The 19,153-nt window shown below is 48.3% G+C and carries 18 protein-coding genes; 12 read left to right on the plus strand and 6 right to left on the minus strand.

Annotated features, from left to right (window positions below; translation table 11 throughout):
• Nucleotides 1-117: 117 nt before the first annotated feature.
• From DYH48_RS22445 to hslR, 5 genes are all read right to left on the minus strand, one after another.
• Nucleotides 118-1,236, minus strand: coding sequence for an FUSC family protein (locus DYH48_RS22445; RefSeq protein ID WP_115335975.1), 1,119 nt, complete (start codon nt 1,234-1,236; stop codon nt 118-120).
• A gap of 294 nt (nt 1,237-1,530) precedes the next feature.
• Nucleotides 1,531-2,781 carry a dicarboxylate/amino acid:cation symporter gene (locus DYH48_RS22450; RefSeq protein ID WP_063881968.1) on the minus strand — a complete coding sequence of 417 codons (1,251 nt, stop codon included), beginning with the start codon at nt 2,779-2,781 and terminating at the stop codon, nt 1,531-1,533.
• A gap of 578 nt (nt 2,782-3,359) precedes the next feature.
• Entirely contained in the window at nt 3,360-4,901 is a 1,542-nt protein-coding gene (locus DYH48_RS22455) for a phosphoenolpyruvate carboxykinase (RefSeq protein ID WP_115335976.1), read from the minus strand.
• 210 nt (nt 4,902-5,111) lie between these two features.
• Nucleotides 5,112-5,972: an Hsp33 family molecular chaperone HslO gene (hslO, locus tag DYH48_RS22460; protein ID WP_115335977.1), complete on the minus strand. Its 861-nt coding sequence runs from the start codon at nt 5,970-5,972 to the stop codon at nt 5,112-5,114.
• Between the two features lie 14 nt (nt 5,973-5,986).
• Nucleotides 5,987-6,385 carry a ribosome-associated heat shock protein Hsp15 gene (gene hslR, locus DYH48_RS22465; protein WP_006083650.1) on the minus strand — a complete coding sequence of 133 codons (399 nt, stop codon included), beginning with the start codon at nt 6,383-6,385 and terminating at the stop codon, nt 5,987-5,989.
• A 253-nt stretch (nt 6,386-6,638) separates the two neighbouring features.
• Here hslR and gspC point away from each other — a divergent pair, with 253 nt between their 5' ends.
• The 12 genes from gspC (at nt 6,639) to DYH48_RS22525 (ending at nt 18,252) form a co-directional block, all read left to right on the plus strand.
• Nucleotides 6,639-7,568, plus strand: a complete 930-nt coding sequence (gspC, locus tag DYH48_RS22470; RefSeq protein ID WP_006084927.1) for a type II secretion system protein GspC — start codon at nt 6,639-6,641, stop codon at nt 7,566-7,568.
• A 24-nt stretch (nt 7,569-7,592) separates the two neighbouring features.
• Nucleotides 7,593-9,707, plus strand: coding sequence for a type II secretion system secretin GspD (gene gspD / locus DYH48_RS22475; protein WP_115335978.1), 2,115 nt, complete (start codon nt 7,593-7,595; stop codon nt 9,705-9,707).
• Nucleotides 9,700-11,265: a type II secretion system ATPase GspE gene (gene gspE, locus DYH48_RS22480; protein WP_115335979.1), complete on the plus strand. Its 1,566-nt coding sequence runs from the start codon at nt 9,700-9,702 to the stop codon at nt 11,263-11,265. Before gspD ends, gspE begins: the two co-directional genes overlap by 8 nt.
• A 3-nt stretch (nt 11,266-11,268) precedes the next feature.
• Complete coding sequence (gene gspF / locus DYH48_RS22485) at nt 11,269-12,492, plus strand: type II secretion system inner membrane protein GspF (protein ID WP_115335980.1); 1,224 nt, start codon at nt 11,269-11,271, stop codon at nt 12,490-12,492.
• Between the two features lie 62 nt (nt 12,493-12,554).
• Nucleotides 12,555-12,989, plus strand: a complete 435-nt coding sequence (gene gspG / locus DYH48_RS22490; RefSeq protein WP_006083645.1) for a type II secretion system major pseudopilin GspG — start codon at nt 12,555-12,557, stop codon at nt 12,987-12,989.
• A 1-nt stretch (nt 12,990) separates the two neighbouring features.
• On the plus strand, nt 12,991-13,566 hold the full coding sequence (gspH, locus tag DYH48_RS22495) for a type II secretion system minor pseudopilin GspH (protein WP_115335981.1): 576 nt from the start codon (nt 12,991-12,993) through the stop codon (nt 13,564-13,566).
• Complete coding sequence (gene gspI / locus DYH48_RS22500) at nt 13,553-13,921, plus strand: type II secretion system minor pseudopilin GspI (RefSeq protein WP_006083643.1); 369 nt, start codon at nt 13,553-13,555, stop codon at nt 13,919-13,921. The genes gspH and gspI overlap by 14 nt, the downstream gene beginning before the upstream one ends.
• Complete coding sequence (gene gspJ / locus DYH48_RS22505; protein ID WP_115335982.1) at nt 13,902-14,675, plus strand: type II secretion system minor pseudopilin GspJ; 774 nt, start codon at nt 13,902-13,904, stop codon at nt 14,673-14,675. The genes gspI and gspJ overlap by 20 nt, the downstream gene beginning before the upstream one ends.
• Nucleotides 14,672-15,670, plus strand: coding sequence for a type II secretion system minor pseudopilin GspK (gene gspK / locus DYH48_RS22510; protein WP_115335983.1), 999 nt, complete (start codon nt 14,672-14,674; stop codon nt 15,668-15,670). Before gspJ ends, gspK begins: the two co-directional genes overlap by 4 nt.
• Before the next feature lie 137 nt (nt 15,671-15,807).
• A complete protein-coding gene (gspL, locus tag DYH48_RS22515) occupies nt 15,808-16,998 on the plus strand; it encodes a type II secretion system protein GspL (protein ID WP_115335984.1) in 1,191 nt (396 codons plus the stop codon).
• 1 nt (nt 16,999) lies between these two features.
• Nucleotides 17,000-17,476, plus strand: coding sequence for a type II secretion system protein M (locus tag DYH48_RS22520; protein WP_011982096.1), 477 nt, complete (start codon nt 17,000-17,002; stop codon nt 17,474-17,476).
• A gap of 14 nt (nt 17,477-17,490) precedes the next feature.
• A complete protein-coding gene (locus DYH48_RS22525) occupies nt 17,491-18,252 on the plus strand; it encodes a type II secretion system protein N (RefSeq protein ID WP_115335985.1) in 762 nt (253 codons plus the stop codon).
• Between the two features lie 77 nt (nt 18,253-18,329).
• Here the strand turns inward: DYH48_RS22525 and yrfG are convergent, their stop codons facing one another.
• Nucleotides 18,330-18,992 (minus strand): GMP/IMP nucleotidase, encoded by a 663-nt coding sequence (gene yrfG, locus DYH48_RS22530; protein ID WP_115335986.1) that lies wholly within the window; start codon nt 18,990-18,992, stop codon nt 18,330-18,332.
• Between the last annotated feature and the right edge of the window lie 161 nt (nt 18,993-19,153).

Below are 19,153 nucleotides of genomic sequence, written 5' to 3' on the forward strand. Positions count from 1 at the left end.
TCGAATTTTTAATAGGACGGTATCTTTTCATTAAACGCCCCGTTAACGCAAGGGCGGTCAAGGGGTTATCTTGGTTCGCGAGAGTGATTTTTAGCTGTGATTCCCCGTGGTAACGGCTTATGAACGCTTGGCAGTTTTGTGTAACACGGTTTGTCCGCGATAGGCGATTTCGATAATCTCGATATCGGCGTAGAGGGCTTCGACGGCGATGGCGAGTTGATAGATAAGCCAGCCGTATCCCGTGAGGGCAAATCCCTGCGCGACTTCATTTGCTAAAGGGGCCGAATTCGGTGTCTGGGCGGCCAAGCTGAGTTGTAATCTGAGTTGCAACTCTTGCCCTAGGGCGGTGGGCAGTGTGGGTAAAGATGCGGTTTTACCTGCGACAAATTCACTCAGCCTTTGAAGATGGGCGGTCAGCTCGGCGGCGACGCGATTGATTTGGTGGTAAGCCTCTTTGTCGGCTTCCTGCCAGCGACTCAAAGGCAACAATTCGAGTAAGGTGATCAGCCGAACCTGTTTATTGACCAATTCCGCCAGCAGTATTTTATGTTTTTTTAAGGTTTGGCTTTCCCATTCTAGGGAGAAAAACAGCTTCTTTTGGGTTAATACCGCTTTCATGGCCGTTTCGAGTTTAGCGCGAAAATCGAGGTCGTGATTAGCTGGCGCCTTAAGATGCTGGGCTAGTACTTCGGCCATATTGTCGATGGCATGAGTGAGTTGAGAGCGCCAATCTTGTTTGGCTTTGATCGGGAAAATAAACAGCGAGACCAAAATAGCGATCACGCAGCCAGAAAGTATATTGGCCGTGCGCCACAGTGCCTCGGAGGTATCGTGATTTGCATCGCCGACCACTATGATGATGGTAAATCCTGACACTAAATAGGCGTAGCTGTAGCGTCCGGCAGAGATAAAACAAATCAAACTGACGGCTAAGATCAGCAGGCTCATGATCAGCCAATAACTGTCAACTGTGGCAACCAGCATCACCCCATAAGCTGAGCCCAAACAGGTACCTATCGCTCTTTGCAGTGACTTTTCAATCGCGCCGCCGACCTGCGGCAGGCTCATCATGATGACAACAATCGTCACCATGCTCCAAATAAAATGCGGCGGCGCCCAAATCGCATTAATAGTGACAGCAACGAGCAGGGCTAAACCGAGTTTTAAGGCGTGGACTGAACGGAAATGACGATAGATAAAGTCGGCAAAGGGGGTGGCTGGGGCAAATACAGACATAGGGCAGAATTCCTTTGGGCGTTAGCCAAGCGACATTACGTAGAGCCAGTATCGCAGAAAAACCGTGTCACTTGCGGCTATTGCGCCAGAAAGAAATACGAATTGCGAAATCTAGCAAATTGAGCTTAGTGGATAGCGCGGGAGAGATCACATTTAAATTCAGATATTTGAATTGGATTGGCTGAACAGTCGTGTGTAGAAGCGGGAGTGTTATGCCGTGCAGCAGGCATAAAAAAGCTTGAATAAGCCTTGCCTATTCAAGCCGGTATTTGAAGTGTTGAGTGACTGTATTCGCTAGCTTAAGCTGCGCTCGCTATCCGCTTTAACTTCAACTTCTGTGTACTTATCCATGATCAAGGCACAAGCCGCATCGCCAGTGATATTGAGTGCGGTGCGGATCATGTCAAACACTCTGTCTAAGGCAAATAGCAAAGGTAAACCATCGATAGGGATGCCAGCCGCTAACAGCACTGCCACCACTAAGAAAGACGGACCGGGCACACCCGCTTGACCAATCGCTCCTAAGGTTGAGGTGAAGATAATGGCCGCATAGGCCGTCATCGACAGGTCGACGTTATACATTTGGGCGAAGAACATGGCCACTAAACCATAATAAATCGCGTTGCCGCTCATATTGATCGTGGCGCCTAACGGCAGCACGAAGGCTGTGGTTGCCTTAGAGACTTTAAGATCTTCCTCGCAGGTTTCCATATTCACCGGCAGCGTCGCCATTGACGAGGCGGTCGATAACGCCATCACCTGTGGTTTCTTCATTGCCGAAATAAACTGGCGTGCCGACACTCTTGAGAAGAGCTGCACCACCAATGGGAAGAAGATAAAACCGTAGATCAGAATCGCGGCCACAAACACGGCGAATAACTTAAATACCACTTCTAACGCATCGAAACCGAAGGTGCCCACGGAATCGGCCATCAAACCAAATACACCAATAGGCGCAATGATCATCACGCAGTTGATCATCCACACAAAGGCGTCGACGACAGTGTTGAGTGCGGCCAAAATAGGCTTAGCACCATCGCCTTTAACCTTAGTCAGCGCGATACCGAAGAAGATACTAAAGACTAAGATTTGTAAGATGTTACCGCCGTTCAGCGATTCGAACACATTGGTTGGGATCATGCCGATAAAGGTATCCATCACCCCAGGCAATGCGCCGTGTTCCTTGGTTACTTCCATCAAATCTGAGCTGCTGTGGGCAGTGAAATCAACACCCGCGCCCGGTTGGAACAGATTTCCCATCACCAACGCCAGCACCACGGCGATGCCAGATGTCACGATAAAGAAGCCGAAAGTGCCGATGCCTATCTTACCCGCCGATGGGCTATCGCCTAAACTCGCGGCACCGCTGATGATAGAAACTAACACTAGTGGGATCACTAGCATTTTGATTAAATGGATAAAAATGGTTCCGAGTGGTGCAAACACGCTTGCACTCTCGCCCATGATAAAACCGACTAGCGCGCCGATAATCATGGCAATAACCACTTGCACACCAATATTGCCTAATAAACTCTTGCTCTTCATTCTTGCGAAACTCCCCAGTTGCCGCAGCATTTTGTGTCATGTAGACGATTTGAATCTAGACGCCGTAAACCTTAGTGATTAAGGCCTACTCTAGGCTAAAAGCCAATGCCCGACACTTTTTTGTCCGGCTAAAGTACCACAATTGCATAGCAGGGGATTGTGAAACATTACCAACCTTGGTTTCAAAATAACCAAAGTCTAAATCACGTTAATGTCAAATGAAGAATACTTAAATTTATTAGCTTAAAAATGAATAAAGTTTATTTAATGGTGCGATTTTAGCTGCCGGATTGGTGAATTGTTATTTTTGGGGCTGTTGCAACATCTGCTATATAAATTTAATTCGGATGCCCACCAATATAGTTGCCGTCGCAATGATGCCGTTGGGAGATATTAAGCGTCCATCCATCTTTAATGAGGGAGTCGCTGAGCTTTAAATGGTCGTGCAGCATTGACTCTGTGGGATCTTAATAGCATCAAGACTAAGTATTTGCCTTTGGCACGACAATAAAAAGCGCCGACTCATTGCTGGGTCGGCGCTTTTTTACAAGTAAGGCTATGGCTTAATACTTAAGCGTTTATGCCTTTGGACCAGCGTTGCGGATAGCGTCTGACACTTGATACTTAGCGAAGTTTTTAGTGAAAGCTTCGGCCAGCTTCTGGGCATATTCGGCGTATAGCGCTTTATCGCTCCAAGTGTTGATTGGGTTGAGTAAGTTGCTGTCTACGCCTGTGACTGCCACAGGAACGGCGAGGTTCAATGTGTCTAAGTGGACGGTTTCAACATCTTTCAATTCACCGCTTACAATCGCATCGACGATGGCGCGGGTGGTTGGGATGTCAAAACGTTTACCTACACCGTGTGGACCGCCAGTCCAGCCGGTGTTGACTAAGTACACTTGGCTACCGAATGACTCAATGCGCTTCATTAACAGTTCAGCGTACACGCCAGCAGGGCGTGGGAAGAAAGGTGCACCGAAGCAGGTCGAGAAGGTCGATTGGATCGCTGAGGTTGAGCCGATTTCAGTCGAACCCACTTTAGCCGTGTAGCCAGACAAGAAGTGGTATGCCGCTTGTTCTTTGGTCAGGATAGAAACTGGTGGTAATACGCCAGATACGTCGCAGGTTAAGAACACAACGGCATGTGGCTCGGCACCGCAGTTATCTTCTTTACGTTGGGCGATGTGCTCTAGCGGATACGCCGCGCGGGTGTTTTCCGTCAGGCTGCTGTCTTTGTAGTTGGGTACGCGGTGTTCGTCCATTACGACGTTTTCAAGCACAGTGCCGAAACGAATCGCATCCCAAATAACAGGTTCATTCTTCTGGCTTAAATCGATACATTTGGCGTAGCAACCGCCTTCAATATTGAATACGCCGCCAGGTGCCCAGCCGTGTTCATCGTCACCGATCAGGAAGCGTTTAGGATCGGCAGAGAGTGTGGTTTTACCTGTGCCAGATAAACCGAAAAATAGCGTAGTGTCGCCATCTTTACCTACGTTGGCCGAGCAGTGCATAGGTAGCACGCCTTGGGCTGGCAGTAGGAAGTTCTGCACTGAGAACATAGACTTTTTCATTTCGCCAGCGTATTTCAGGCCCGCGAGCAGCACTTTGCGTTCGGCGAAGTTTAAAATCACGGTCGCATCTGAGTTAGTGCCATCACGTTCTGGATCGCAAACAAAGTCAGGAGCATTGATGATCTGCCACACAGGTTTGTCTTTACGATTAAATTCTTCAGGAATGATAAATAGATTGCGGGCGAACAGTTGGTGCCAAGCGTATTGCGTGGTCACACGTACTGGCTGGTAATGCTCTGTATCGGCACCGACTTCGAGATCTGAGACAAACAGTTCTTTATCGGCTAGGTAAGCTTCAACCCGTGCCCATAAACCTTCAAAAGCACCTGGATCGAAAGCTTGATTGACTGGGCCCCATTCAATCTCTGCTTCTGAACTGGGTTCTCTTACGATAAAACGATCGCCGGGTGAGCGACCACTGCGAGCGCCTGTTTTAGCGACTAATGCGCCATTGGCTGTCAATTCACCTTCGCCGCGTAGCAGGGCAAATTCGACAAGTTGTGCTGTTGAGGGGTTAAAGTGAACGCGGTTTAATCCATCCGCCATAGTGAGGTCTCCATTTGATTTGTAAGGTTATTTTGTTATCGATCGTCTGCCGATTTTATTTTATTTATCACCTAAGCTTTGCTAGGTAACAAAGTGAGGCGATTGTAGCCTAAGCCGAGTGCAATGTGTGAGGGGATTGTAGGTATGAATAAAAAATGGGCGCCGAATCGGGCGCCCATATTGTTTAACTTTGATGATCCGGTTAACCGATTATTGCTGGGTCGTTGACGTCTGACCGTTCGCAAATAATGCCGCTACGTCTATGGCATCAAAAATGTATTTTGCGTGGCAATATTCGCAGCCCATTTCGATCTTGCCGTCTTCGGCGAGAATGGCTTCGATTTCAGCTTGATCTAAGGTCTTGATCGCGCCGGCACTGCGTTCATGGGAGCAAGTACACTTAAAGCTCACATCGATAGGATCGAATAGGCGCACTTCTTCCTGATGATATAGGCGATGTAATACGCTTTCTGCATCAAGAGTGAATAACTCTTCGGCCTTGATGGTCGACGTTAGTTGGCTCAAGTGTTCGAAGTCGGCGTTGTGATCTTGCTGGCTTGGCAGAATTTGTAGGAACATGCCCGCCGCTTGTTTGCCGTCGGCAAATAACCAAATGCCTGTTGGTAACTGTTCAGATTGATTGAAGTATTCTTCAACGCAGGCCGCTAGCGTTGGCTTGTCGAGTGCGACCACACCTTGGTAGCGTTCACCTTCGTCGGGTGTTAAGGTGATGACCATATAGCCCTGACCGAAAAGATCGGTAAGGCTGGCATCATCGGCCAGTTCAGCATTCCAGCGAGCCACACCGCGTAACTCTTGTAGATTGTTACCGTTGATCACCGCTAAAGAAACAGGACCATTGCCCTGTAACTGTACGCTGATATCGCCGCTAAATTTCAATGTCGCCGTTAATAGTGAGGTGGCCGCCATTAATTCACCCAGTAATACTTGCAGTACGGCTGGATATTCTTGGGCGCTGATCACTTGTTGATAGCTGTCTTGTAACTGCACCAGTTCACCACGCACATCGGCATTGTCGAACAAGTAGCGGTGTAAAGTATCTTGGTTCATCGTGTATCTCACTGTTAAAGGTCTTTAAAGCGCATGAGCTGGCGTCGTTGCTTTTTATCTGGTTTCTGATCGGGTATCGGGTTATTGAGCATGTTGAGACGTCGTTGCTCAGCATTAATGGCCCGTTTAGCCAGACTAGTCGCGGTTTCTTCGTACAATTCTTGTGCAATCGCACCACTTTGGCGTAATTGCGATAATTTTTTTATGACGATCTCTTTATCGTCATATCCTTGGCGTATCTTAAGGACGGCGCCTATCTCGGCATTCCTACTAGATTTGGCGCGCTGGCCGTTGTAATGTACTTTGCCGCCGTTAATCATTTCTTTGGCGATGGCACGGGTTTTATAAAAACGTGCAGCCCAAAGCCACTTATCGAGTCGAATGTCTGTTTTGTCGCTTTGACCTTGAGTCATAGTGTCTCCAGCTAAAAGATCGATGAGTTCACATGCCGAGCAAGAAAATGCGTGAAGTGCATTTCTATTATGTTAAAGGGTGGCGTGCTTCACACCCTTTTGTGGCGGGCAAAGTTAGCATAATTGGCCTATTTTCGCCAATTTGAATGCTGTTAAGGGCTTGTTGCCAAATGCAGCCTAGGTTAGCATGAGGCGGTTATTGCCTAATTATTATAATCAGAACAGAGACCTGTATCGAGGGTCCACATAAAATATGGATTTATTAGATAAAGTTATCGCAAAAGCCATTGGCATGCCCCATAAACCCCTAAGCCGGATCGTCTTCTGGTTGGGCTTTATTGTGATCATGTTGTTAGCTGCGCAAATTACATGGAAATTAGTGCCTACTAGCTCATCAGCCAGTGCTTGGTCCCCAACGCCCGTAAGCGTGAATGGCAAAGGTGCCGGTCAGGTTGATCTCGCAGGTCTGCAGCAGCTTGGACTCTTTGGTAAGGCGGATGCGACATCTGATAAACCTAAAGTCGAAGCAGTCGAGACTGTGACAGACGCACCTAAGACCACACTCTCAATTCAGCTGACTGGGGTTGTCGCATCGACAGCGGACCAGAAAGGCCTCGCAATTATTGAGTCAAACGGCAGCCAAGATACTTATAGCCTCGGCGATAAGATCAAGGGCACATCTGCATCACTCAAAGAAGTCTATGCCGACCGTATCATCATCACTAACGCTGGCCGTTACGAGACCTTAATGCTCGATGGCTTAGTGTACACCAGCCAAAGCCCAGCCAATCAGCAGTTACAACAAGCTAAAAGTAATAAGGCTGGCTCGGCAGTGAGCCGTGTTGATCAACGTAACAATGCCGATATTTCCCAAGAACTCGCCGAATCCCGCACCGAATTGTTAGCCGACCCCAGTAAGATCACCGATTACATTGCCATTTCACCCGTGAGACAGGGTGATTCTGTGGCAGGTTATCGTTTGAATCCGGGTAAAGACGCCAATTTGTTCAAGCAGGCGGGTTTTAAAGCCAATGATTTAGCTAAATCGATTAATGGATACGACTTGACCGTAATGAGTCAGGCGTTAGAAATGATGAGCCAATTATCCGAGTTAACCGAAGTATCAATTATGGTTGAACGGGAAGGACAATTGGTTGAAATCATGTTTAGTTTGCCGCAATAACACGCGTTAGAGGAAAGAAAAAGAATGAATAACAAAAGGATTCGACGCAAGCTGATTGCAGGGATTGTTGCGGGTGCAGCCATGTTCTCCTCCCAATTCGCTTGGTCTGAACAGTATGCGGCCAACTTTAAGGGCACGGATATTCAAGAGTTTATCAACATAGTTGGTAAAAACTTGAACAAGACCATCATAGTCGACCCGACGATCCGCGGTAAAATCAACGTTCGCAGTTATGATCTGCTGAACGATGAACAGTATTACCAGTTCTTCCTCAACGTCTTACAAGTCTACGGTTATGCCATCGTCGAGATGGAAAATAACGTCATCAAAGTCATCAAAGACAAAGACGCCAAAACTGCAGCAATCCGAGTGGCTAATGATGCCGAACCTGGGATAGGCGATGAGATGGTCACGCGTATCGTGGCGCTGTATAACACTGAGGCCAAGCAATTAGCTCCGCTGTTACGCCAATTAAATGATAACGCGGGTGGCGGTAACGTAGTGAACTACGATCCCTCCAACGTCTTGATGTTGTCTGGCCGTGCTGCCGTGGTGAATAAGTTGGTTGAAATTGTCCGCCGCGTAGATAAGCAGGGCGATACTTCAGTACAAGTCGTGCCGCTCGAATACGCTTCTGCGGGGGAAATGGTACGAATTATCGATACCCTTTACCGTGCCACGGCTAACCAAGCTCAATTGCCAGGCCAAGCGCCAAAAGTGGTTGCCGACGAACGCATCAACGCTGTGGTTGTTAGCGGTGATGAAAAGAGTCGCCAACGTGTGGTCGAGCTTATTCATCGTCTCGATGCCGAGCAAGCCAGCACCGGCAACACTAAGGTGCGTTACTTACGTTATGCCAAGGCCGAAGATTTAGTTGAAGTGCTGACAGGGTTTGCCCAAAAATTAGAGGGTGATAAAGACCCAAGCGCTCAAGCTGCAGGTGGTAAACGCCGTAATGAAATCAATATCATGGCGCATACTGAAACCAATGCCTTAGTGATCAGCGCCGAGCCCGATCAGATGCGCACTATCGAGAGCGTGATTAATCAGCTCGATATTCGCCGTGCTCAAGTGTTAGTTGAAGCGATTATCGTGGAAGTGGCTGAGGGCGATAACGTTGGCTTTGGGGTGCAATGGGCGGCTAAAGCGGGCGGCGGCACTCAGTTTAATAACTTAGGCCCAACTATCGGTGAGATTGGTGCGGGTGTTTGGGCTGCACAGCCTACCGAGGGGGATCTTGTTTGTTCTGGCACTAATTTAGACAATTGTAAGCGAAATCCAGATAAACAAGGTGATGTTACCTTGCTCGCACAAGCTTTAGGTAAAGTGAACGGTATGGCATGGGGTGTGGCCATGGGTGACTTTGGTGCGCTGATCCAAGCCGTATCCAGTGACACTAACTCAAACGTACTGGCGACACCTTCTATTACCACCTTAGATAACCAAGAAGCATCTTTCATCGTCGGTGATGAAGTGCCTATTCTGACGGGCTCTACCGCCAGCTCTAACAATAGCAACCCATTCCAAACCGTTGAACGTAAAGAGGTTGGGGTTAAGTTGAAAGTGGTGCCGCAGATCAACGAAGGCAATGCGGTTAAGCTGACGATTGAGCAGGAAGTATCAGGAGTTAACGGTAATACAGGTGTGGATATTTCCTTTGCGACACGCCGTTTAACCACTACCGTTATGGCTGATTCAGGGCAAATTGTGGTTCTGGGGGGCTTGATCAACGAAGAAGTGCAAGAAAGTGTGCAAAAAGTGCCTTTCTTGGGTGACATTCCTATTTTGGGACATTTATTCAAATCTTCTTCGAGCAAAAAGACCAAGAAAAACCTGATGATCTTCATCAAACCAACCATTATCCGTGATGGCATCACAATGGAAGGGATTGCTGGGCGTAAATATAACTATTTCAGAGCATTACAACTTGAGCAGCAAGAGCGTGGCGTTAACTTAATGCCAAATACAAAAGTGCCTGTGTTGGAAGAATGGAATCAATCAGAGTATTTGCCGCCAGAAGTTAACGCGATTTTAGAGCGTTACAAAGAAGGCAAAGGTTTAGATGCCCAGATGCGCCAAACGGATCCGACTTTAAAGTCACTGGAAGAAAACAAGAATAAAGATAAAACCAATGAGTGAAATACAATTATCCCAAGTCGATGACCTCAGCCAAGTCTCCAATGAGCTAGGTCTGGAAGCTGAAGGTGATGAGGTGTTTCGTTCGAGCAGTAAAGAGCGCTTACCTTTTGCCTTCGCCCATCGCCACGATGTGGTGCTCGCGCCGGGTGAAACGGGCGAGTTGAGCTTGTTTTATACCAGCAAAACACCGTTAACGGCCATGCTCGAAGCGCGGCGTTATTCGGGTGTTGATTTGCCTTTGGTTAAGCTCGAAGTCGCTAAGTTTGAGGCCAAACTCACTCAAGCGTATCAGGCTAACTCGTCTGAAGCGCAGCAGTTGATGGAAGATATCGGCAACGAGATGGATTTATTCACCCTTGCCGAAGAGCTGCCGCAGACCGAAGACTTGCTCGAAGGTGATGATGACGCGCCTATCATCAAACTGATTAATGCCTTGTTATCTGAAGCGATTAAAGAAGAAGCGTCGGATATCCACATCGAAACCTACGAGAAACAGCTCATAGTGCGTTTCCGTATCGATGGTGTGCTCAAGGAAGTGCTTAAGCCAAACCGTAAGCTGTCGTCGCTGTTAGTGTCGCGGATTAAGGTGATGGCGCGCCTCGATATCGCCGAAAAACGTGTACCACAGGATGGCCGTATTTCCCTGCGTATTGCTGGTCGTGCGGTGGATGTGCGGGTATCGACCATGCCATCGAGCCATGGTGAGCGCGTCGTGCTGCGTCTGCTGGATAAAAATACTGGCAACCTCGATTTAGAGCAATTGGGGATGACCGACAGTATTCGGGTTAAGTTTGAAGATCTTATTCGTCGCCCCCACGGCATCATTCTGGTCACTGGCCCAACGGGTTCGGGTAAAAGTACCACCTTGTATGCGGGTCTGACTGAGATCAACTCAAAAGACACCAACATACTTACTGTCGAAGACCCAATCGAATACGAGCTAGACGGTATCGGTCAAACCCAAGTTAACATTAAGGCTGACATGACTTTCGCTCGAGGTCTGCGCGCAATTTTGCGTCAAGATCCCGATGTGGTGATGATAGGTGAAATCCGTGACCTCGAAACCGCGCAAATTGCGGTGCAAGCATCACTGACTGGTCACATGGTGATTTCAACCCTGCATACCAACACGGCCTCTGGCGCAATTACGCGTTTGCAAGACATGGGCGTTGAGCCATTCCTTGTATCATCGAGTTTGCTCGGTGTGTTGGCGCAACGTTTGATCCGTACCCTTTGTCCCAAATGTAAAATTGAGCATGTGCCCGATGCACGTGAGCGTGAGTTACTGGGCATAGCGGCCGATGACGACAGACGTATCTTCCGCGCCAATGGTTGTAAGTCCTGTGGTAACAATGGCTACCGTGGTCGAACCGGTATTCATGAATTATTGCTGGTTGATGACAATGTCCGCGAATTGATCCATGGCGGCCGCGGTGAGTTAGCCATCGAAAAGTATATCCGTCAGTCAGTGCCGAGCATTCGTCACGATGGCATGAGCAAAGTGCTCGCGGGCATCACCACTCTCGAAGAAGTGCTACGTGTGACTCGCGAGGAGTAATTTATGCCAGCATTTGAATATAAGGCATTGGATGCAAAGGGAAAGCAGCTTAAGGGTGTAATCGAGGCGGATACCGCCAGACACGCCCGCAGCCAGTTGCGCGATCAGCGCATGATGCCCTTAGAAATTCTGCCTGTTTCTGAAAAAGAAGCCAAAGCCAAAAGCAGCAGCTTTGCGTTTTTCAAACGGGGTATCTCGGTCGCTGAATTAGCCTTGATCACCCGTCAAATCGCGACCTTAGTGGCCGCGGGTTTACCGATTGAAGAATCCCTCAAGGCCGTTGGTCAGCAATGCGAAAAAGATCGCCTTGCAAGTATGATTATGGCGGTACGTTCGCGGGTGGTGGAAGGTTATAGTCTGGCCGACTCCTTGGCTGAATTTCCGCATATTTTCGATGATTTATATCGTGCCATGGTGGCTTCGGGTGAAAAATCCGGTCATTTAGAAGTGGTGCTCAATCGACTGGCGGATTACACAGAGCGACGCCAACAGCTTAAATCTAAGCTGACTCAAGCCATGATTTATCCTGCGGTATTGACCACAGTAGCTATTGGGGTGATTTCCATCCTGCTGGCGGCGGTGGTGCCGAAAGTCGTTGGGCAGTTTGAACACATGGGCGCCGAGTTACCGGCTTCGACACGCTTCTTGATTTCGGCCTCTGACTTTGTACAAAACTACGGTGTGTTTGTCGTTATCGCCCTCGTGATGCTGTTCGCGCTCTTTCGGCGCATGTTAAAGTCGCCTGCGTTTCGAATGAAGTACGACAATTTTTTATTGAGCATGCCGGTTGTGGGCCGCGTGAGTAAGGGCTTGAATACGGCGCGTTTTGCACGGACCTTAAGTATCTTATCCGCAAGCTCTGTGCCTTTGCTCGACGGTATGCGTATCGCCAGTGAAGTATTGCAGAATGTGCGTGTGCGGGCTGCAGTGGATGATGCGACTGCGCGGGTGCGTGAAGGAACTAGCTTAGGTGCGGCACTGACTAATACTAAGTTGTTTCCGGCAATGATGTTATACATGATTGCCTCGGGCGAAAAGAGCGGTCAGCTTGAGCAAATGTTAGAACGCGCCGCCGATAACCAAGACAGGGAATTCGAGGGCAACGTCAATATAGCGTTAGGGGTATTTGAACCTATGCTGGTGGTGAGTATGGCGTGTGTGGTGCTGTTTATCGTGATGGCGATTCTGCAGCCAATCTTAGCCTTGAATAACTTGATTAGCGGTTAATTTTTGAATTTATGGATTATGACCAAGTCGATTGGCATAGGATTTTTTAGGAGAAGTAGTCGATGCAAATGAACAAGAAACATCAAGGTTTTACCTTACTCGAAGTGATGGTGGTTATCGTTATTTTAGGGATTTTAGCCTCTATGGTGGTGCCTAACTTAATGGGTAACAAAGATAAAGCTGACCAACAAAAAGCGGTATCTGACATAGTCGCACTCGAAAATGCCTTAGATATGTACAAGTTAGATAACGGCATCTACCCAACGACCGAGCAAGGTTTAGAAGCCTTAGTGCAAAAGCCAACGATTTCGCCTGAGCCACGTAATTACCGTGAAGATGGTTATGTAAAACGTCTGCCAGAAGATCCATGGCGCAATAAGTACTTGCTGCTCAGCCCTGGCGAAAACGGCAAGCTAGATATATTCACAGCAGGCCCAGATGGTCAACCAGGTACCGAAGATGACATCGGTAACTGGAATTTACAGAATTTCCAATAAGATGCTAAAGCTGCGCCACGCTGGTTTCACCTTAATGGAGGTGATGCTAGTGATCTTGTTGATGGGACTCACGGCAGCGGCTGTGACTATGTCTATCGGCAATTCGGGCCCACAACAGGCCCTAGATAGAACGGCGCGGCAGTTTATCGCTGCCACTGAAATGGTGCTCGATGAGACCGTTTTGAGTGGCCAATTTATTGGTATTGTGATTGAGAAAACCAGTTATCAGTTTGTTTTTTATAAAGACGGTAAGTGGGAGCCTTTGGATAAAGACAGGCTCTTGTCTGAAAAGCAGATGGAGCCGGGTGTCGTGATGAACTTAGTGCTCGATGGTTTGCCTTTGGTACAAGACGATGAAGAAGACGATTCTTGGTTTGAAGAACCACTGATTGAGCCTTCTGCCGATGACAAGAAGAAGCATCCTGAGCCACAGGTCATGCTATTCCCGAGCGGCGAAATGAGCGCTTTTGAGCTGACGTTTATCACCAAAACTGACAAAGGTCAGCAGGTCGAAGCGTTAGTGGTCGGTGATGCGCTGGGCAGATTAACCATAGGGCGTCCCGATGAAACGCGCTAAGGGCATGACGTTACTCGAAGTGATTGTGGCCCTTGCCGTGTTTTCGATTGCGGCCGTGTCGATCACTAAAAGTTTGGGCGAACAGATGGCCAACATGCCAATTCTGGAATCGCGTACTTTGGCACAGTGGGTGGCCGATAATCAGATGGTCGATGCCAGACTCGAGCCGCAGTTTCCTGAAATCGGTAAAAAAGAAGGCCAAGTCGAACTTGCAGGAAAGGATTGGTATTGGCGTAAAGAAGTGGTGAAAACCACGGACGATAATTTTCGTATGATCCGCATTAGCGTGAGTGAAGACGAACGATATCAGCGTATTGCAGCACAAGTGAGCAGTTATGTCCTTAAAACTGACTAGTGCGCAGCGGGGATTTACCCTGCTAGAAATGCTGATCGCCATCGCGATTTTCGCCATGATAGGTTTGGCCTCTAATGCCGTGCTCAGCACTGTGCTGACTAACGATGAAGTGACGCGCACTTTCTCTACTCGGCTTAAAGCCCTGCAGCAAGGCTTTGGTGCGATTGAGCGTGATCTCGCCCAAATGGTGGCGCGTACACCCAGATTACTCGAAGGGGGTCGAGGTTCGACTGTCTTCCAAACGGGCAATGATATCTTAGACTCGGAATCAGAAGCCTTAGTATTTTACCGTTTAGGTTGGTTAAATCCCGACGGTTTATTACCGCGGGGCAGCTTACAGTCTGTGGCGTATGTGGTGCACGAAGGGCGACTGGAGCGTTGGTATTTTCCTTATCCTGAGCCTGAATTTGGTGCCGAGCCGATTAAGACAGTGGTCATAGATAAAGTATTGTCGGTGGAATATTCCTTCTTTATGGATGACAAATGGGAGCGCAAAGTCGAGGCGACTAAGTTGCCTAAAGCGATCGCCATGGAGATTGAGATTGAAGGCTTAGGCAAGATCCAACGTAAGTTCTTGCTGCCGCTAGGTGCTGCAGCACCTGAAAAGTCTAAGGATGATGATAATAAAGACGAAAATCCAGACGATGCTAACAAAGATAAAAACGACGACGGCAATGGAACCGGCAATGGTTCCGGTGACCCAGATTCTGGCGATTCCGGAGACGGCGATCCAGACGCAGAGGGCCGCGAATGAGAACCCAATCTCGGTCTAAACAGCGCGGCGTTGCACTGATCGTCGTGCTCTTGATTGTGGCTATGGTGGTGATCATCGCGACAAACATCACTGGCCGTAATCAGTTATCTATGCGCCGAACCTTAAACTTGGCCCAGTACGATCAAGCTTATTGGTATGCGATTTCCGCCGAAGAATTGGCGAAGAAGATTTTAAAACAAGATTTAGATGACTCTGAAGGTCGAGTCCACAGGCAACAATATTGGGCCATGGCCGATGTGGTGTTTCCAGCTGAATACGGTGAAATTGCGGGCAAGATCACCGATATGCGTGCCTGTTTCAACTTAAATGCCTTGTCCGCGACCACGAAAGAGGTGGAAAACGGTCAACCTAAGCTGCCCTTGGCGGCGAAGCAATATAAGGCTTTATTGGTGAGTTTAGGGATGGACGACTTTAGTGCGGATCGCCTGACTCAGACCTTAAAAGATTATATCGACGAAGACATGACGGCCAGCCCCTACGGCGCCGAAGATGCAGAATATGAAGCGCGAAATGTGCCTTACCGTGCGGCCAATACGCTGATGAATCATCGCAGTGAGTTGCGGGCGGTGATGGGATACACCCAAGATATCTATTTGAAACTCTTGCCCTATGTTTGTGTGATCCCAGGCAATGATAGGCAATTGCTTAACGTCAATACTGTGGAAGTTGAGCAAGCGGCGCTGTTAGCTGGCATGCTCGATAATCAGATTTCGGTCGGCGAAGCTGAAAGCATTATCAACCAACGCCCCGGCGATGGCTTTGCCAAAATCGAAGATTTTTATGAAAGCTCATCTATGGGCTCGATCAAGTGGGAAGGTGCCATGAAGTCGAGTTTTGTCATCGATAGCCAATATTTTCTGTTGGCCTCGGGGGCGAAAGTCGATAACGCCGTATTTAGAATGGAAAGCGTGCTCAAAAAGGGCGGCGGCAACAAAATGGAAGTGCTCACCCGTCAGTTTGGTGGACAAAAATAATGGCAGTGCTCACCCGGCAGGGTTTGATGTTGGTGGCCAGAAGTAATGGAAGTGCTCACCCGGCAGAATCTGGTGGACAAAAATAATAGCAACGAGCTCAGTCACGCTTTCTTGACTGGGACTGGTGGAGAAAAACTGTGAGTGAACGGCTATTTATTCGCTTAGGCAGAACAGCAGAGCAAGCATGCTCTTGGCTCGTTTGGTCTGAGCAAGAACAGGAAATTATCGCCTCTGGCGAGCTCGCCAATGCCCAAGGTTTGTCGACCTTAACTGAGCGTGCGGGTAATCGTCCCGTCGATGTGTTAGTGCCCGCCGCGGCAATGACACTCACTAGCGTGCATTTGCCCGAAAAAGGCCAACGCCAAGCCTTGAAAGCCTTGCCCTTTATGCTCGAAGAAGCCTTAGCCGAGGACGTCGATGCCATGCATTTTACCGTCGGCCCGCGTGATGGCGATGCCTTAAGCGTGGTGGCCGTGGCCCATGAGCAAATGCAGACTTGGCTGAACTGTTTGACCGAGGCGGGTTTAAAAGTGAAGCGCATCGTACCCGACTGCTTAGCCTTACCATTGCAAGAGTGCCAATGGGCGGCAATGAATTTTGGTAATGAACTATTACTGCGTACCGGATTAGCCACGGGCCAGAGTTTACCTTTGCCTTGGTTACCGATTGCGCTGGAACAACTTAGGCCCGCACAGGGCGAAGTGTCTGTCGCCAGTTATACCGACATGCAACTCGAAGGTGTTGAGCTTAAGCCACAATCACTCGAGCTGCCTATGCTAGTGTTAGCCCGCGGTATTGTGCATGCGCCAGTTAACTTACTGGGCGGCGTTTACACGCCTAAGCGCGAATACAGCAAACAGTTGATGATGTGGAAGAGTGCTGCCATCGTTATCGCCATCGCGTGCGTGCTGGCTTTAGTGAATAAAGGGCTGACCATACATCAAGTCAATGCGCAAACTGCGGAATTGACGGCACAGAGTGCGGATATTTATAAGCAAGTGATACCAGGCAGTACGCCGCAAAGTAGTATTTTACGACAGCAAATAGATATAGAACTGCGATCTTTGCAGGGACAGGGCAGTGGTGCCGAGTTTTTTGCCATGCTCGATGGTTTGCAGGATGCCTTTAAGCAAGTACCTGAACTTAAACCTAATAGCTTAAGATTCGAAAGTGCGCGTAACGAGATCCGTATGCAAGTGAGTGCGAAAAATTACGCGCAGATCGAGAAGTTTAAAGAGATCGTTGGTCGTCGTTTCCAACTCGATGGCGGTACTATGAATAGCGGTGAAGATCAAGTCACCAGTACCTTAACCTTGAGGAGCAAATAAGATGGATAATTTGCGGACTTGGTGGCAAGGGCTCGCATCGCGCGAGCAGCAGTTAGTCGGTTTTGGTTCGGTATTCTTAGTCATAGGTATTTTTTATTGGGGTGTTTGGACGCCAATCGCCACTGCCGAAGCCGATGCATTACGTAACTTCACTGTGCAGCAACAGACGTTGAACCATGTAAAACAAACGGCGAATAAAATTGCGAGTTTGAAGCAGAACGGTACTAAACCGACTATGTCGGGCAGTTTAAGCTCAGTGGTTAACCAAACTGCGGGCAATTATGGGTTAGTGATTACTCGCATGCAGCCTCAAGGCGATAAGATCCAAGTGTGGATGGACGATGTTCCTTTTGATGCCTTGTTAGGTTATTTGAGTGAGTTAGTGCAGAAAAAAGGACTTTCACTCGAAAGTGTTGATTTGGCAGAGGCCGATGCCCCTGGCTATGTCAAAGTTAGACGTATCCAACTGTCGCAATAAATTAAGGTGTAGCTGTGAGTTTGATAAAAAAAGTCATCATAGGCGTACTGATTTATTTAGTATTTTTAGTCGTTCTATTTCCCGCTAAGATTGCGATAGCGTTAGCGCCATTACCTGCAAATATCAGTGTTTCGGGTGTGAGCGGCAGTATTTGGTCTGGCAGCATAGAAACCTTAAGTATGCCGCAACGCCAGTTAGAACAAGTGCGTTGGGATCTCAGCCCTTGGGCCTTGTGGTTAGGTAAAGTGAAAGTTGATTTTCAAGTGGGCAGCCGCGCAACGCCGGTTAGCGCTAAGGGATTAGTCTCTTGGTCCATGGGCGGCTTAAGTGCGCAGGGTTTACGTTTCGAAGCGCCAGATAGCTTTTTACTCGGCAATGCAAAACTGCCCTTTAAAACCGAAATATCCGGTGAAGTTAGCCTATTAGTCGAGACGTTAGAGCAAGGTAAACCTTGGTGCGAGCAGTTATCTGGTAAGCTGTTTTTGAATCAAACCAATGTTAAAAACCAGTTTGGCAACTATCCACTAGGCAATATCGAACTCGGCCTGAGTTGCGTAGACGGCAAAGCGCAATTAGCCACAGATGAAGCCAAAAACCAGCTCGGCATCGTCGGCACCTTGCAGTTAGATGAAGGCAATATGGTCAAAGTAGCAGCTAAGATTAAAGAAACGGCTGAGCAACCAGAAGATATGCGTAAGTCACTGGGTATGCTAGGTAAACGCGGCAGCGACGGTTATTTCCCTGTGGTATATCAGGGTCGTATTCCTGGGTTATAGTGCTGTTTCAGCGCGCGATGATAGATCTGCATTATGATGAAAACGAAGGCACCTTAGGTGCCTTTTTTATTGTCTTTTTATCGTGTTAGATCATTGAGTAGCGAGTGATAGTCGGTAATCGCGGGGAAATCTTGAAAGACTTTGACTGGCTTTTTACTGTCTGGGTTAGCAATCCCCAATTGATGGCCTACGCCGGCAAGTTTAGCGGCCTTGAGTATGGGTTCGCTATCATCGATAAAGAGACAGCGACTTGGCTCAAGTTGAAACTTTTCAAATAAGGTGAGCCAAAATTGCGGATGCTCCTTGGGGTAACCTGTTTCGTGGCTGGAGATCATGGCATCGAGCCCTGTTGCTAGTTCGGTATGTTCAAGCTTTAGGGCGAGACTCTTAGGGTGGGCATTGGTCACCAGAATGCGCTGTTTACCCGCAGCGGCTAAGGCCGCTAAAAACGGCATACTGTCTTGGCGCAGCTGAATGCGATCGACCAAAGTGCGATGTAAACCCATAATGTCGAGTTGTAGCTGCTCCTGCCAATAATCGAGGCAGTACCAATCGAGTGTGCCGACGACTTTCTCATAGGCATTTACGACTAACTGCTGCGCTTCGTCGCTGCTCAGCCCCCGTCGTTTGCTTAATTCCAGTGGCACTAAACTCAGCCAAAAATGATTATCGAAGTGCAAATCCAATAGCGTGCCGTCCATGTCGAGCAGAACCGTATCGATAGTCTTCCAGTTAAACATTGGGTATTTCCTATTCTTTGCATGATGAACAACGCCTGCGATTGACGCGTGAGCAGGGTGATTTTCAAAGGCTGTCATTATGATTATTCACGCAACTTGTATGCTCATATCTTTGTGCTAGTCTTGGATGACTAATTATTTTTAGTCTGAAAATTAAGCGG

It is taken from the genome of Shewanella baltica (assembly GCF_900456975.1).
GTDB classification, from domain to species: domain Bacteria; phylum Pseudomonadota; class Gammaproteobacteria; order Enterobacterales; family Shewanellaceae; genus Shewanella; species Shewanella baltica.

Coding starts and splice junctions, on each gene's coding strand:
- DYH48_RS22445 (WP_115335975.1), bottom strand. CDS start 1,236: ATGTCTGTATTTGCCCCAGCCACCCCCTTTGCCGACTTTATCTATCGT.
- DYH48_RS22450 (WP_063881968.1), bottom strand. CDS start 2,781: ATGAAGAGCAAGAGTTTATTAGGCAATATTGGTGTGCAAGTGGTTATT.
- DYH48_RS22455 (WP_115335976.1), bottom strand. CDS start 4,901: ATGGCGGATGGATTAAACCGCGTTCACTTTAACCCCTCAACAGCACAA.
- hslO (WP_115335977.1), bottom strand. CDS start 5,972: ATGAACCAAGATACTTTACACCGCTACTTGTTCGACAATGCCGATGTG.
- hslR (WP_006083650.1), bottom strand. CDS start 6,385: ATGACTCAAGGTCAAAGCGACAAAACAGACATTCGACTCGATAAGTGG.
- gspC (WP_006084927.1), top strand. CDS start 6,639: ATGGATTTATTAGATAAAGTTATCGCAAAAGCCATTGGCATGCCCCAT.
- gspD (WP_115335978.1), top strand. CDS start 7,593: ATGAATAACAAAAGGATTCGACGCAAGCTGATTGCAGGGATTGTTGCG.
- gspE (WP_115335979.1), top strand. CDS start 9,700: ATGAGTGAAATACAATTATCCCAAGTCGATGACCTCAGCCAAGTCTCC.
- gspF (WP_115335980.1), top strand. CDS start 11,269: ATGCCAGCATTTGAATATAAGGCATTGGATGCAAAGGGAAAGCAGCTT.
- gspG (WP_006083645.1), top strand. CDS start 12,555: ATGCAAATGAACAAGAAACATCAAGGTTTTACCTTACTCGAAGTGATG.
- gspH (WP_115335981.1), top strand. CDS start 12,991: ATGCTAAAGCTGCGCCACGCTGGTTTCACCTTAATGGAGGTGATGCTA.
- gspI (WP_006083643.1), top strand. CDS start 13,553: ATGAAACGCGCTAAGGGCATGACGTTACTCGAAGTGATTGTGGCCCTT.
- gspJ (WP_115335982.1), top strand. CDS start 13,902: ATGTCCTTAAAACTGACTAGTGCGCAGCGGGGATTTACCCTGCTAGAA.
- gspK (WP_115335983.1), top strand. CDS start 14,672: ATGAGAACCCAATCTCGGTCTAAACAGCGCGGCGTTGCACTGATCGTC.
- DYH48_RS22520 (WP_011982096.1), top strand. CDS start 17,000: ATGGATAATTTGCGGACTTGGTGGCAAGGGCTCGCATCGCGCGAGCAG.
- yrfG (WP_115335986.1), bottom strand. CDS start 18,992: ATGTTTAACTGGAAGACTATCGATACGGTTCTGCTCGACATGGACGGC.